General features: G+C 71.7%; 12 protein-coding genes. 3 read left to right on the plus strand and 9 right to left on the minus strand.

Annotated elements, in window-relative coordinates; genetic code table 11:
• Positions 1-60: 60 nt before the first annotated feature.
• The 4 genes from ACIQNG_RS27215 to ACIQNG_RS27230 all read right to left on the minus strand — a co-directional run bounded on the left by ACIQNG_RS27215 (position 61) and on the right by ACIQNG_RS27230 (position 5061).
• Positions 61-900, minus strand: a complete 840-nt coding sequence (locus ACIQNG_RS27215; RefSeq protein WP_401427455.1) for a carbohydrate ABC transporter permease — start codon at positions 898-900, stop codon at positions 61-63.
• The gene (locus ACIQNG_RS27220) at positions 897-2258 is read right to left on the minus strand and encodes an ABC transporter permease subunit (protein WP_401427453.1); all 1362 of its coding nucleotides are present in this window, start codon (positions 2256-2258) and stop codon (positions 897-899) included. Before ACIQNG_RS27220 ends, ACIQNG_RS27215 begins: the two co-directional genes overlap by 4 nt.
• A 6-nt stretch (positions 2259-2264) precedes the next feature.
• On the minus strand, positions 2265-3593 hold the full coding sequence (locus ACIQNG_RS27225) for an ABC transporter substrate-binding protein (protein WP_401488608.1): 1329 nt from the start codon (positions 3591-3593) through the stop codon (positions 2265-2267).
• A gap of 193 nt (positions 3594-3786) precedes the next feature.
• Positions 3787-5061, minus strand: a complete 1275-nt coding sequence (locus tag ACIQNG_RS27230; RefSeq protein WP_401488610.1) for an ABC transporter substrate-binding protein — start codon at positions 5059-5061, stop codon at positions 3787-3789.
• A gap of 112 nt (positions 5062-5173) precedes the next feature.
• Between ACIQNG_RS27230 and ACIQNG_RS27235 the strand changes: the two genes are divergently transcribed.
• The 3 genes from ACIQNG_RS27235 (at position 5174) to ACIQNG_RS27245 (ending at position 8773) form a co-directional block, all read left to right on the plus strand.
• Positions 5174-5689: a PadR family transcriptional regulator gene (locus tag ACIQNG_RS27235; protein ID WP_401427446.1), complete on the plus strand. Its 516-nt coding sequence runs from the start codon at positions 5174-5176 to the stop codon at positions 5687-5689.
• Between the two features lie 68 nt (positions 5690-5757).
• Entirely contained in the window at positions 5758-6486 is a 729-nt protein-coding gene (locus ACIQNG_RS27240) for an ABC transporter ATP-binding protein (RefSeq protein ID WP_401427837.1), read from the plus strand.
• A 4-nt stretch (positions 6487-6490) separates the two neighbouring features.
• Positions 6491-8773, plus strand: coding sequence for an FtsX-like permease family protein (locus tag ACIQNG_RS27245; RefSeq protein WP_401488612.1), 2283 nt, complete (start codon positions 6491-6493; stop codon positions 8771-8773).
• 173 nt (positions 8774-8946) lie between these two features.
• On the opposite strand, the gene pgi is transcribed toward ACIQNG_RS27245, so the two are convergent.
• From pgi to ACIQNG_RS27270, 5 genes are all read right to left on the minus strand, one after another.
• Entirely contained in the window at positions 8947-10599 is a 1653-nt protein-coding gene (gene pgi / locus ACIQNG_RS27250; RefSeq protein ID WP_401488613.1) for a glucose-6-phosphate isomerase, read from the minus strand.
• A gap of 88 nt (positions 10600-10687) precedes the next feature.
• Entirely contained in the window at positions 10688-11023 is a 336-nt protein-coding gene (locus tag ACIQNG_RS27255; RefSeq protein WP_078637775.1) for an RNA polymerase-binding protein RbpA, read from the minus strand.
• A gap of 204 nt (positions 11024-11227) precedes the next feature.
• The gene (gene secG, locus ACIQNG_RS27260) at positions 11228-11455 is read right to left on the minus strand and encodes a preprotein translocase subunit SecG (RefSeq protein ID WP_401427438.1); all 228 of its coding nucleotides are present in this window, start codon (positions 11453-11455) and stop codon (positions 11228-11230) included.
• A 167-nt stretch (positions 11456-11622) separates the two neighbouring features.
• Positions 11623-12399 (minus strand): triose-phosphate isomerase, encoded by a 777-nt coding sequence (gene tpiA, locus ACIQNG_RS27265; RefSeq protein ID WP_401488616.1) that lies wholly within the window; start codon positions 12397-12399, stop codon positions 11623-11625.
• Between the two features lie 6 nt (positions 12400-12405).
• On the minus strand, positions 12406-13617 hold the full coding sequence (locus ACIQNG_RS27270) for a phosphoglycerate kinase (protein ID WP_401488618.1): 1212 nt from the start codon (positions 13615-13617) through the stop codon (positions 12406-12408).
• Positions 13618-13689: the final 72 nt, after the last annotated feature.

Below are 13689 nucleotides of genomic sequence, written 5' to 3' on the forward strand. Positions count from 1 at the left end.
ACGACGCCGGGCCCGTCCGCCGCTGCGGACGGGCCCGGCGTCTTTCCGCGTCGGTGCGGCTCATTTGACGGAGCCGGCCATCACACCCTGGACGAAGTGGCGCTGGAAGGCGAAGAAGACGACGACCGGGACGACCAGTGAGAGGAACGCGCCGGGGGCGAGGACGTCGATGTTGCTGCCGAACTGCCGGATCTGGGACTGGAGTTCCACGGTGAGCGGCTGGGAGGCGGTGTCGGCGAAGAGCAGCGCCACCAGCATGTCGTTCCACACCCACAGGAACTGGAAGATGGCGAGGCTGGCGACGGCCGGGCGGCCGACCGGCAGCACCAGCCGGGTGAAGATCCGCCACTCGCTGCCGCCGTCCATCCGGGCGGCCTCCAGCATCTCCTTGGGGATCTCCGCGAAGTAGTTGCGCAGCAGGAACACCGCGAACGGCAGCCCGTAGGCGACATGGAAGAGCACCACGCCGGGGATCGTGCCGAACAGCCCGAGCTGGCCGAAGAGCTTGGCCACCGGGAGCAGACCGATCTGTACCGGCACCACCAGCAGCGCCACCACCAGCAGGAACAGCGGTTCGCGGAAGGGGAAGTCCAGCCAGGCGAAGGCGTATCCGGCGAGTGCGGCGACCACCACGACCAGCACGGTGGTGGGGACCGAGATCAGGACCGTGTTCCAGAAGGCGCGGGTGATGCCGGAGTTGTCCAGGAGCGCGGAGTAGTTGTCGAAGGAGAGCTGGGTGGGGCTGGTGAACACGGTCCACCAGCCGCCCTTCGCGCTGTCCTCGGCGGAGCGCAGGGAGGACAGGAACAGCCCGGCCAGCGGGGTCATCCACACCAGTCCGACCACCACGAGGAACGCCTGGACGACGGCACTGCTCAGCCAGCGCCTGAGCGTGTTCATCGCTGACTCCTTCGGAAGCGGCGGACGTTGAAGGCCATCGCGGGGATCACCAGCAGCAGGAGCAGCACTCCGAGCGCGCTGCCGAGTCCCTGGTCGTTGCCGCCGCCGAACGACACCAGCCACATCTGGGTGGCGAGCACGGTCGCGTCCTCCTGCACGGGGCCGGGGGCGATGATGTAGACGAGGTCGAAGACCTTCATCACATTGATGACGAGGGTGACGAAGACGACCGTCAGCACCGGGGCCAGCAGCGGCACGGTGATCCTGCGGAAGATCTGCCACTCGCCGGCCCCGTCGATCCGCGCGGCCTCCAGCGCGTCCCGCGGCAGGGTGGCCAGGCCCGCGCCGATCAGCACCATGGCGAACCCGGTCCAGATCCACAGGTAGGCGCCGATGATGGCGGGGGTGACCAGGGCCGGGCCGAGCCAGGAGACACCGTCGTAGGGCGGGGCGAAGTTGGAGCCGGGCAGTCGCAGGGTGTAGGAGCCGTCGTCGAGTCCGGTGAAGCGGAACGCCCCGTCGTCGCCGGTGCTGGTCCCGGCGACGGTACGTCCGTCCCGTACGGCCTCCACGGTCATGCCGGGCAGTCCGCTCTCGCCGGGGTCGACCTGTCCCTGCTGGCCGCCGCCGCCCGCGGTGAAGTCGAGATAGACCACGCCGCGCAGTTCGCCGGGGCCTGCGGTGGCGGTGGCGGCGTCGCGGGCGGGCACGGCGCCGTCGGGCAGGTCGCGCGGGAGCACCCCGACCAGGCCGAGGGTGGCGGAACCGCCCGGGGTGAGGGTCTGTCGGGTGGTGTACGAGCCGTCCGCGCCCGGGGTGAGGCCCTGGCCGTCGCGGGCGCGGGCGGTCGGGTAGGAGGAGGTGCCCTTGAAGGCGTCGTGCACGGCGACGGCCGTCGCGTTGAGGACGCCCTTGTCGGGGTTCTCGTCGTAGGCGAGCCGGAAGATGATGCCGGCGGCCAGGAAGGAGACGGCCATCGGCATGAACAGCAGCAGTTTGAAGGCGGTCGCCCAGCGGATCTTCTCCACCAGGACGGCCAGGATCAGGCCGAGTCCGGTGAGCAGCACGGGCGCCACGACCACCCAGACCGCGGTGTTGCGGACGGCCTTGAGGGTGGCGGGGTCCTGGAACATCCGGGTGTAGTTGTCGGCGCCGACGAACCGGTCGCCGGTGGCGTCGAAGAGGCTGCGGCCGACGGAGAACAGCACCGGGTAGACGACGAGCGCGCCGAGGAGCAGCAGCGCGGGCAGCACGAACAGCAGGGCGACGGCCCGGCCCCGCCGCCGGGCCCGGCGCACGGGATGCGCGGGTGGGTCCGGCGGCGGGGTGCCCGCCTCTTTCACGAGGGTGGCGGTCATGGCGGGTCAGTCCTTGTACGCCTTGGCCGCCGCGGCCTCCAGTTGTCGGGCGGTGGCCGCGGGGTCGGAGGGGTCGCGCAGGAAGTCCTGGAGGATCTTCCACTCGCCGGTGCCCTTGGTGCCGCCGAACGCGGCGGGGGCCTGGTCGGACATGTCGAAGCGGACCGAGTCACCGGCGTCGATCAGGGACTTGGCGGTCGCGCGGGTCACGTCGTCGCCGTAGGTGGCGAGGTCGAGTTTCCGGTTCGGGGAGAGGAAGCCGCCGGCCTCGGCCCACACGGCGGCGGCCTCGGGGGTGGCGAGGTACTCGGCGAGCGCCATGCCGGCCTCGTGGTTCTTGCCGTCCTTGAGCACCACGGCCGCGTCGCCGCCGCTGACCACGGGCGGCTCGCCGCCGTCCACGGCCGGGAAGGGGAAGAAGTTCGCGTCCTCGCCGATGGCGCGGCCGAACTCGGCCTTGGCGACGCCCGCGACGAAGTCGCCCTCGTAGACCATGCCGGCCTCGGGCTCGGGTCCGAAGACCTTCTCCACCGAGCCGGGGAAGTCGGTGGTGAGGGCGGTGCGCCGGCCGCCCGCGACGAGTTGCTCGTCCTTGAAGAGATCGCCGAGCGTGGTGAGGGCCTTGACCACCGAGGTGTCGGTCCACTTCAGTTCGTGCGCGGCGAGGGCGTCGTACTTGTCGGGTCCGGCCTGGGAGAGGTAGATGTTCTCGAACCAGTCGGTGAGGGTCCAGCCGTCCTGTCCGGCGACGGCGAACGCGGCGAGCCCGGAGTCGGAGATCGTCCGCCCGTCCTCCAGCATCTCGTCGTACGTGGCGGGGGCCTCGACGCCGGCCTGGGCGAGGGCGTCGGGGCTGTACCAGACGGTCGACTTGTGGGCGGCCTTGAAGTAGAGGCCGTAGAGGGTGCCGTCGACGCTGCCGTAGTTCTTCCACACGGGGGCGAAGTTGGTGTCCACCGCGCCCTGGGTGGTCTTGGACAGCGGCTGGAGCCAGCCCTCCTTCGCGAACTGCTGGAGCACGCCGACCTGCGGGACCATCACGACGTCGGGGGCGTTGCCGCCCTCGATCTTGCTGCCGACGACAGTGGAGACATTGTCGCCGGTGGAGACGAACTCGGTGGCGGCGCCGGTCTTCTCACCGAAGGCGTCCAGCACCTTCTGGAAGTTCTCCTGCTCGGTGCCGGACCAGACCCCGGCCACCGAGACGGTCTTGCCGCTGAGCGGTTTGTCGCCGCCCCCGGCCGAGATGTCGTCGCCTCCTCCGCAGGCGGTGGCCCCGATCGCGAGTACGAGGGCGATACACCCCGTGAGCAGGGTGGTGCGTGGACGTGTCATCGTCGTTGTCCCTTCGGCGTTCGGCGTTGAGCTGTCCGTGCGGGCGGGCCGACGGTTATGCATGCATGTTAGGTAAGCGTGTCGCGGAGGTGTCAATGAATGCGCGGAAGATATCGGGTGGTTGACCATCCAAGTCAGGACATGTCAGGGCAGCGAGAGAGCAGATGAGACATCCGCGTTACTTAACATGAAACTAAGAACCGGAGGAGATCGCGTTCAGCTCCCGGGCCAGCCGCCGTACCGCCGCCTCCGGCGTCAGCCGTCCGGTCAGCGCGTCCTGCACCACCGCCTGCACCACCAGGCTCACCTGGTCGTAGCGCGGGCTCTTGGGGCGCGGGGCGGCGGCGAGCACGGCCTCGCGCAGGGTCGGCAGATAGGGGAACCGCCGGATCAGCGCGGGGTCCTCGTAGACGTCGGCCCGTACGGGCGGCAGCGAGCCCCGGGTGAGGACCAGGCGCTGCACCTCCTCGCCGCTGAGGTGCGCGAGCAGCCGCGCCGCGGTGTCGGGGTGCGGGGTGTGGCTGCTGACGGCCAGGTTGGAGCCGCCGAGCACACTGGTGCCGGGACCGTCGGGACCGGGCATCGGCACCGCGCCCACCTTCCCGGCGACGGCCGAACCCGGCCCGGACGCGCCGACGTACGCGTACGGCCAGTTCCGCAGGAAGAGCAGTTCGCCGTCGGAGAAGGACTGCTTGGACTCCTCCTCCTTGTACGTCAGCGCCTGTGCGGGGATCCAGCCGTCGCGCACCCCGCGGGCGAGGAACCCGATGCCCTCGCGGGCCGCCTCGGAGTCGACGGTGACCCGCTCGCCCTCGTCGCCGAGGATGGTGCCGCCCGCCGAATAGACGGCCTCGGCCGCGTTGACGGTGAGCCCCTCGTACGGCAGGAACTGACCGGCGTAGCCGTCGAGCCCGTACCGCGGCGCGACCGTCCGCGCCGCGTTCTCCAGCTCGGCCCAGGTGCGCGGCGGCGCCAGCCCCTCCTTCTCCAGGATGTCGGCGCGGTAGAGCAGCAGTCCCGCGTTGGTGACGTACGGGACGGCGTAGAGCCGGCCGTCCCAGGTCGCGGTGGCGACCACCGGGCGCAGGAAGCTGTCCAGCGGGAACCTCTCGCGCGGCAGCGGACGGATCCAGCCCGCGGCGGCGAACTGGGAGGTCCAGTTGACGTCGATGTTGAGGATGTCGAACCGGCTGCGCTCCCCCGCCCGCAGATCGGTGGTCATCTGCGCGTAGGTCTCGTCGGAGGAGTCCGGGAGCTCCACCAGGGTGACCCGCTCACCGGGACGGTCGCGGTTCCAGCCCGCCAGGAGGGGCCCGAGATAGCCGGTGAGGTCGCCGCCGGTGGCCAGGGTGAGCGGCCCGCGCCCGTCCGGCGCGCGGTCGTCCGCGCTCGCCCCCGCGGCCACATAGCCGGTCAGGACCACCATGAGGGCCAGAAGACCCCTACCCGCGGCCCACGTCCACCGCATAGGTTCCTCCCAGCACCACCCTCCGGGCCTCGTCGCCCGGTCGCTGCCATGTATACCTGTTAGGTATGGGCGATACTAGAGGCAGGCCCTGGACGCGAGGAGGAGAGCGCTGGTGCGGCTGCCCCTCCTGGCCCTGCTGGCCCGTGGCCCGGCCCACGGCTACGAGCTGAAGCAAGACCTTGAGCAACTGCTGGGTGCCGCGTACCCTCAGCCGAACGTCGGCCAGATCTACGTCACTCTCGGTCGCCTTGAGAAGACGGGACTGATCGAGGGCGAGGACATCGAGCAGGCCGGCCGGCCCAACAAGAAGGTCTACCACCTCACCGAGGCCGGGCGGGAAGCGCTGCGCGTCTGGTACGACGAGGTGGCGGACGAACCCCGGGTGCGGGACGAGTTCTTCATGAAGCTGGCGCTCGCGCCGCGCACCGGCCTCGCCGACCAGGTCGCCCTGATCAACAGACAGCGGCGCCAGTACCTCAACACCATGCGCGCGCTGTCGAAGCTGGCCGCGACCGCGGACCGGGACAATCGCACGGCCCACCTGCTGATCGAGGGCGCCATGCTGCATCTGCAGGCCGACCTCGACTGGCTGGAGAGGTGCCAGGAAGAACTGGAGGAGCTGGAGTGAGCGACACCACGGCTCCGGCACCGGAGGTCGGGGACCCGCACGGCGGGCCCGGCACGGCCGTCCCGGCGCTGCGCGCCGAGGGCCTGGTCAAGACCCACTACGGCGAGGGCGCCCCGGCGCACGCGGTACGCGGGGTCGATCTGAGCGTGGAGCGGGGCGAGTTCGTCGCGGTCACCGGCCCGTCCGGCGCCGGGAAGTCCACCCTGCTGCATCTGCTGGGCGGCCTCCAGCGCCCGGACGCGGGGCGGATCTGGCTGGACGGCGAGTGCACCGGCGGCTACAGCGAGGCCCGCTGGGCGACCCGGCGCCGCACACGCATCGGGATCGTCTTCCAGTTCTTCAACCTGGTGTCGAACCTGTCCGTCGCCGACAACGTGGAACTGCCCGCGCTGCTCGCCGGGGTGCCGCCGCGCCAGGCCCGGACCGAGCGCGAGCAGCTTCTGATCGAGCTGGGGCTGGCGGGCAAGGAACGCAGCATGCCCGGCGAACTGTCCGGCGGGGAGCAGCAGCGTGTGGCCCTGGCCCGCGCCCTGGTCAACCGGCCGCCGCTGCTGCTGGCCGACGAGCCCGCGGGCAGCCTGGACAGCAAGGGCACCCGGGAGGTCCTGCGGCTGCTCTCCCGTTTCCACCAGCGCGGCCAGACCATCGTCCTGGTCACCCATGACGCCCGGCTGGCCAGCGCCGCGGACCGGGTGATCAGCTTCTTCGACGGGCGGATCGCCGACGACGCCCGGCTGGACGGCGCCCCGACACGGCACGGCCCCGGGCTGTCGGGCGTGCTGGAGCTGAAGGACTGACGCCGTGCGGGCGATGCTGCGGTGGACCCATTCCGATATGCGTACCCATCGGGGCGAGGCGCTGTTCCTGGTGCTGGCGACCGCCGGGATCGTGATGTGCCTGCTGCTGGCCGCCGCGCTGTTCGGCTACGCCACCAATCCGTGGCAGCGGGTCTTCACCCAGGCCAACGGGGCGCATGTGTGGCTGCACACCGGCGCCGCCACCGACGCGGACGCGCTCACCGGCCAGGAGGGGGTCACGGCCGTCGCCGGGCCCTACCCCACGGCCTCGGTCGCCGTCGCCTCCCGTGGCGCCCGTGCCTCCGTCGAACTGCGCGGGGTCGCCGGGCGGCCCGAGGTGGGCCGGCCGCTGCTGGTCTCCGGGCGGTGGCTCGATCCGGCCGACCGCGACGGGGTGGTGCTGGAGACCCGGCTCGCCCGCGCGCTGGTCGCCGAACCCGGTGACACCCTCACCCTGCCCGGCACCGCCCGCACCCTGCGGGTCCTCGGGGTCGCCGACAGCGCCGAACCCCGCTACCGGCCCGGTGAGCGCCGGGGTCTGATCTGGGCGCCGCCGGCCGCCGTGCCCGCCCCCGACGGCCAGGTGATCGGGCTGCGGCTGAGCGACCCGGAGGACACCGGGTACGCCGTGCAGCGCGCCGTGACCGAGCTGGGCGCCGGCGCGATCGGCGAGGTCGCCACCTGGCAGCAGGCCCGGTCGGAGGCACAGGGCGACAACCGGCTGCTCGGCCAGGTCCTCGGCCTGTTCGGGCTGGGCGCGCTGCTGGCGGCCGGACTCGCCGTGCACGGCGCGATCAGCACCCGCATCCGCGGCCATCTGCGGGACATCGCCGTCCTCAAGGCGATCGGCTTCACCCCCTCCCAGGTCGTGCGGGTCTTCCTGTTCCAGCATCTGGCGTACGCGGTGCTGGGCGCGCTGGCCGCCGCCGCGCTCACCGCGGGGCTGGGCAGCCGGATCCCCGGGCGGCTCGGCGACGCGGTCGGGGTGTGGCAGGGGCTGCCCGGGCAGACCGGCACCCTGTTCGCCGCGCCCGCCCTCGCCGTGCTGTTCATCGGCGCCACCACCGGCCTCGCCGCCTGGCGCGCGGGACGGATCCCGCCGGTGCCGCTGCCCCGCCCGACCGCCGCGGCCGGCGGCCGGCTGTCCGGCGCGGCCCGCCGGGCGCTGGGGCTGCGGGTGCCGCCCGCGCTGGTCCTGGGCTGGCACCGGGCCTTCACCCGCCGCCCCCGTACCCTCGCCACGGTCGGCCGGCTCACCCTTCCCCTGCTGCTGATGGTGGTGGCCCTCTCCGCGTGGACCACCATCGACCGCTTCCACGGGGAGCCCGAGCGGATGGGCCTGCCCGCCGCGCTCACCGTGCGGGCCGACGCCACCCTCGGCGAGGCCGACACCCGTGCCCTGCTGGAGCGGGATCCGCAGGTCGCCGCCGCCTACCCGGGGGTGGAGGTGGCGGCGCTGGTGCCCGGCCAGACCGCGACGATCGCCCTGCGCGGCCTCGGCACCGCGGACGCCCCCTACCCGTACACCCTCGCCGAGGGCCGTCGGGCCGTGGACCGGGACGAGGCCGTGGCCGGACAGGGGCTGCTGGACCTGCTCGACGTACGGGTGGGCGACTGGGTGCGGATGACGGTGGGCGACCAGCCGCAGGTGCTGCACATCGTGGGCCGCAGCCTCGAACCGGAGAACGCCGGGCGGGTGATCACCACCTCGCTGGAGACCCTGCGTGAGAACGACCCGGCGCTGCGGCCCACCCTCCACCAGGTCCGGCTGGACCCGGGCGCCGACCCGACCGTGGTGGCGGCCCGGCTGGCGGACGCGGCGGACGGCCATCTGGACGCGCACACGGTCACCAACCCCGCCGACGGGCTCAGCACCCTGCGCGGGGTGGTCCTCGGGCTGATCGCGATCCTCGCCCTGATCGGGCTGATCGAACTGCTCACCGCGATCGGCGGCACGGTCCGGGAGAGCGAGCGCGATCTGCTCGCCCTCAAGGCGATCGGGCTCACCCCGCGCCAGATCACCGCGATCACGGTGACGGCGACGGGCTGTACGGCGCTGGCCTCGGTGCTCCTCGGCACGGCCCTGGGGCTGCCGCTGGCGCACTGGCTGATCGACGCCCAGGGCCGTTCCAGCGGGATGGGCGCCGGGATCGCCCAGGGCCCGCCGGTGGCGCTGCTCGTGCTGCTCGGCGCGGCGGCCGTGCTGGGCGCGGCGGCGGTGGCGGCCCTCCCGGCGGCCCGCGCGGCACGGCGCCGGCTGGCGGACTCGCTGAGCGCGGTGGCGTAGCTCCGGAACTGAGCACGGGTCCGCGTAGCCCCGGACCTGAGCGCGGTCCGCGTAGCCCCGGACCTGAGCGCGGTCCGCGTAGCCCCGGGCCTGAGCGCGGTGGCGTCGCTCCGGGGGTACGGGGGCGGACGCCCGCCCCCGTACGACGCCCGCCCCCGTACGTCCGGCCGGGGTCAGTCCCGTCCGCGCAGGGTGCGGTACCGCGTCACCAGCGCCCGGGTCGACGCGTCCAGGCCCGGCACCTCGGCCCCCTCGGTCAGCGCGGGCTCGACCCGCTTGGCGAGGACCTTGCCCAGCTCCACGCCCCACTGGTCGAAGGAGTCGATGTTCCACACGGCCCCCTGCACGAACACCTTGTGCTCGTACAGGGCGATCAACTGGCCGAGGACGTACGGCGTCAGCTCACGGGCGAGGAGGGTGGTGGTCGGGTGGTCGCCTCGGAACGTCTTGTGCGCGACCAGGTCCTCCGGCACCCCCTCGGCCCGTACCTCCTCCGGCGTCTTGCCGAAGGCGAGGGCCTGCGTCTGGGCGAAGAAGTTGGCCATCAGCAGATCGTGCTGGGCCTTCAGTTCGTCGCTCAACTCGGCCACCGGCTCCGCGAAGCCGATGAAGTCCGCCGGGATCAGTTTGGTGCCCTGGTGGATGAGCTGGTAGTAGGCGTGCTGACCGTTGGTGCCGGGGGTCCCCCACACCACCGGTCCCGTCTGCCACTCCACGGGGCGGCCCTCGCGGTCCACCGACTTGCCGTTGGACTCCATGTCGAGCTGCTGGAGGTACGCGGTGAACTTCGACAGGTAGTGCGAGTAGGGCAGCACGGCATGCGACTGGGCGTCGTGGAAGTTGCCGTACCAGATGCCCAACAGGCCCAGCAGCAGCGGGACGTTGGACTCCGCGGGGGCGGTCCTGAAGTGCTCGTCGACGGTGCGGAAGCCGTCCAGCATCTCCCGGAAGCGGTCGGGTCCGATGGCGATCATCAAAGAGAGCCCGATGGCCGAGTCGTACGAGTAACGGCCGCCGACCCAGTCCCAGAACTCGAACATGTTGGCGGTGTCGATCCCGAACTCCGCGACCTTCTCGGCGTTGGTCGACAGCGCCACGAAGTGCCGGGCGACGGCCGCCTCGTCGCCCAGCGCGTTCAGCAGCCAGGTCCGGGCGGAGGTGGCGTTGGTGACCGTCTCGATGGTCGTGAAGGTCTTGGAGGCGATGACGAACAGGGTCTCGGCCGGGTCCAGATCGCGGGTGGCCTCGTGCAGATCGGCGCCGTCGACATTGGAGACGAAGCGGAGGGTGAGGGCGCGGTCGGTGAAGGCGCGCAGCACCTCGTAGGCCATCGCGGGGCCGAGGTCGGAGCCGCCGATGCCGATGTTGACGACGTTCCTGATCCGCTTGCCGGTGAAGCCGGTCCACTCCCCCGACCGGACCCGGTCGGCGAAGCCTGCCATCCGGTCGAGGACGGCGTGCACCTTCGGGACGACGTTCTCGCCGTCAACCTCGATCACGGCGTCCCGCGGGGCGCGCAGCGCGGTGTGCAGCACGGCCCGGTGCTCGGTGGTGTTGATCTTCTCGCCGCGGAACATGGCGTCGCGCAGCCCGAAGACATCGGTGGCGGCGGCCAGCTCACGCAGCAGTCGCAGGGTCTCGTCGGTGACGAGGTGCTTGGAGTAGTCGACGTACAGGTCGCCGACCTGTGCGGTGTAGCCGGTTCCGCGGTCCGGGTCGGCCGCGAACAGGTCCCGCAGATGGGTGTCCGCGAGCTGGTCGCGGTGGTTGGCCAGAGCGGTCCACTCGGGCGTCTGATGGAGCCTGGTACGGCCGTCTGCGTTCATGGTCCCAACCTAGCCCAGCGCAAAGCCGCGGCCGGCCCGCAACCAGCTCCGGCCAGGCACCTTGTGGGCACCCGGCCGGTCTCTCCCTCTAGATCTCGCCGCGCAGTTTGGCGAGGGCCTCGGCGAGGATCGCCTCCCCGTCCGCGTCGCTGCGCCGTTCCCGGACGTACGCCAGGTGGGTCTTGTACGGCTCGGTGCGCGGGGGGGCCGGCGGGTTGTCCCGGTCCTGCCCGGCCGGGAAGCCGCAGCGCGGGCAGTCCCAGGTCTCGGGCACCTGTGCGTCGCTGGCGAAGCTGGGCTGTGTCTCGTGCCCGTTGGAGCACCAGAAGGAGATGCGCAGACGCGGAGCGGACTCACCGCGCTCGGCCTCGCCCATCGGCCCCGCCCCGACCCGGCTTCCTCGGATCGCGTTGCCACTTGCCACGGTCGTAACTCCCTGCGTGATGGTGCCGCGAAGCGAGTCGGCGTTCCGCTCCGCTGCGAGCGCCTCAGTCTACGTAAGGCCCAACGCGCGTCCAGTGATTGGAGTTACAGACCCCGCACATAGACGCACGCCCCATGATAGGCCGCGCTCAGCAGCGCGTACCGAACATGGGGCGTTACGTACGGATCGGGTTCGCGGGGGTCGTCAGTCCAGCTTCATGAGCAGGGCGAGGACGATGATGCACGCGAGCCACATCAGACCGACGACCACGGTGATGCGGTCGAGGTTGCGCTCGGCGACCGAGGAGCCGCCGACGGAGGACTGCATACCGCCACCGAACATGTCGGAGAGGCCGCCGCCCTTCCCCTTGTGCATCAGCACCAGCAGCATCAGCAGCAGGCTGAAGACGATCAGGGCGATCGAGAACCCCATTACCACGGCTGGACCAACTTCCTCGGATCTGGATCGACGACGACGGGGGCCGGAGCCCGGGGCCGGGCCGCGCGGAGGCGGCCGGACCGGTGGCCAAGCCTACGGCCCCCGCAAGGGTACGACGTAACGCCGCTAGCGCCTACTCACTGCTCCTCACTGCGCGATCATCACTGGTCACGGAAGCGGACGATCTTCACGAACTCGTCCGAGTCCAGCGAGGCCCCGCCCACCAGCGCGCCGTCGATGTCGGCCTGCGCCATGATCTCGGCGACGTTGCCGCCCTTGACGGAGCCGCCGTACTGGATGCGGACCTGGTCGGCGACGTCCTGGGCGTACAGCTCGGCGAGCTTGCCGCGGATCGCCGCGCAGACCTCCTGGGCGTCCTCGGCGCCGCAGACCTTGCCGGTGCCGATGGCCCAGACGGGCTCGTAGGCGATCACGAGGGTGGCGGCCTGCTCGGCGGTGATGTCCTTGAGGCCGTCCTCGACCTGGGCGAGGGTGTGGGTGACGTGGTGGCCCGCCTCGCGGACCTCCAGTTCCTCGCCCACGCACAGGATCGGGGTCAGACCGTGCTTGAAGGCGGCCCTGACCTTGGCGTTCACGATGTCGTCGGTCTCGGCGTGGTACTGCCGTCGCTCGGAGTGACCGACGGTGACATAGGTGCACTTCAGCTTGGCGAGCATCGGGCCGGAGATCTCGCCCGTGTAGGCGCCGGAGTCGTGCGCGGAGAGGTCCTGGGCGCCGTAGCGGATCTTCAGCTTGTCGCCGTCGACCAGGGTCTGCACGGAACGCAGGTCGGTGAAGGGCGGCAGGACCGCGACCTCGACGGCCTCGTAGTCCTTGTCGGCCAGGGCGAAGGCGAGCTTCTGGACGTGCGCGATGGCCTCAAGGTGGTTGAGGTTCATCTTCCAGTTGCCCGCCATCAGGGGCGTACGGGTCGTCATGCGGGGTCAGTCCTCCAGTGCGGCGAGGCCGGGGAGCGTCTTGCCCTCAAGGTATTCGAGGGAGGCGCCGCCACCGGTCGAGATGTGGCCGAATGCGCCCTCGTCGAAGCCCAGGGTGCGCACGGCGGCGGCGGAGTCGCCACCGCCGACCACGGTGAAGCCCGGGGAGTCGAGGAGTGCCTGGGCGACCGCCTTGGTGCCCTCGGCGTAGTCGGGGTGCTCGAAGACGCCCATGGGGCCGTTCCAGAAGACGGTGGCGGCGTCGGTGAGCTTCGAGGCGTACAGCTTGCGGGTCTCCGGACCGATGTCCAGGCCCATGGTGTCGGCCGGGACGGCGTCCGCGGCGACGGTGGTGGGGTGTGTGGGCGCCTGGTCCGACAGGTCGGGGAACCGCGGGGCGACCACCACGTCGACGGGCAGCACCAGGTCGACGCCGGTCTTCTCGGCGCGCTCGACGTACTCCAGGACGGCCGGGATCTGGTCCTCCTGGAGGAGGGACGTGCCGATCTCGTGGCCCTTGGCCTTGAGGAAGGTGTACGCCATGCCGCCGCCGATGAGGATGCGGTCGGCCTTGCCGAGCAGTTCGTCGATCACGGCGAGCTTGTCGGAGACCTTGGCGCCGCCGAGGACGACGACGTAGGGGCGCTTGACGTCCTCGGTGAGCTTCTTCAGGACGCCGACCTCGGTGGCGATCAGGAAGCCGGCGTAGTGCGGGAGGCGGGCCGGGAGGTCGTAGACGGAGGCGTGCCGGCGGTGGACCGCGCCGAAGCCGTCACCGACGTAGACGTCGGCGAGGGCGGCGAGCCGGTCGGCGAACTCGCCGCGCTCGGTGTCGTCCTTGCTGGTCTCACCGGCGTTGAAGCGCAGGTTCTCGACGACCGCGACCTGGCCGGGCTCCAGTCCGTCGACGGCGGCGTGGGCGGCGGGGCCGACGGTGTCCTCGGCGAACGCGACGGGGGCGCCGAGGAGTTCACCGAGCCGCTCGGCGGCCTGGAGGAGGGAGAACTTCGGGTCCGGGGCGCCCTTGGGGCGGCCGAGGTGGGAGGCGACGATCACCTTGGCGCCCGCGTCGGCCAGCGCCTTGACGGTGGGCAGCACGGCGCGGATCCGGCCGTCGTCGGTGATGAGGCCGTCCGCCATCGGAACGTTCAGGTCGGCGCGGACGAAGACCCGCCTGCCGTCCACACCGTCGGCGAGAAGTTCGTCAATCGTCTTCATGGACTACTCCTGGTCAGGGACTCTTGATCGTAGGAGAGCGGGTCGGGCCGCGTGCGCGCCGGGGGCCGTCCG

This window comes from Streptomyces sp. NPDC091377 (assembly GCF_044757045.1).
GTDB lineage: Bacteria > Actinomycetota > Actinomycetes > Streptomycetales > Streptomycetaceae > Streptomyces.

What these genes read in the sequence shown, in the direction of transcription:
- ACIQNG_RS27220 (WP_401427453.1), bottom strand. Translation starts at nt 2,258, where the DNA reads ATGACCGCCACCCTCGTGAAAGAGGCGGGCACCCCGCCGCCGGACCCA.
- pgi (WP_401488613.1), bottom strand. Translation starts at nt 10,599, where the DNA reads ATGAACGCAGACGGCCGTACCAGGCTCCATCAGACGCCCGAGTGGACC.
- tpiA (WP_401488616.1), bottom strand. Translation starts at nt 12,399, where the DNA reads ATGACGACCCGTACGCCCCTGATGGCGGGCAACTGGAAGATGAACCTC.
- secG (WP_401427438.1), bottom strand. Translation starts at nt 11,455, where the DNA reads ATGGGGTTCTCGATCGCCCTGATCGTCTTCAGCCTGCTGCTGATGCTG.
- ACIQNG_RS27215 (WP_401427455.1), bottom strand. Translation starts at nt 900, where the DNA reads ATGAACACGCTCAGGCGCTGGCTGAGCAGTGCCGTCGTCCAGGCGTTC.
- ACIQNG_RS27225 (WP_401488608.1), bottom strand. Translation starts at nt 3,593, where the DNA reads ATGACACGTCCACGCACCACCCTGCTCACGGGGTGTATCGCCCTCGTA.
- ACIQNG_RS27230 (WP_401488610.1), bottom strand. Translation starts at nt 5,061, where the DNA reads ATGCGGTGGACGTGGGCCGCGGGTAGGGGTCTTCTGGCCCTCATGGTG.
- ACIQNG_RS27270 (WP_401488618.1), bottom strand. Translation starts at nt 13,617, where the DNA reads ATGAAGACGATTGACGAACTTCTCGCCGACGGTGTGGACGGCAGGCGG.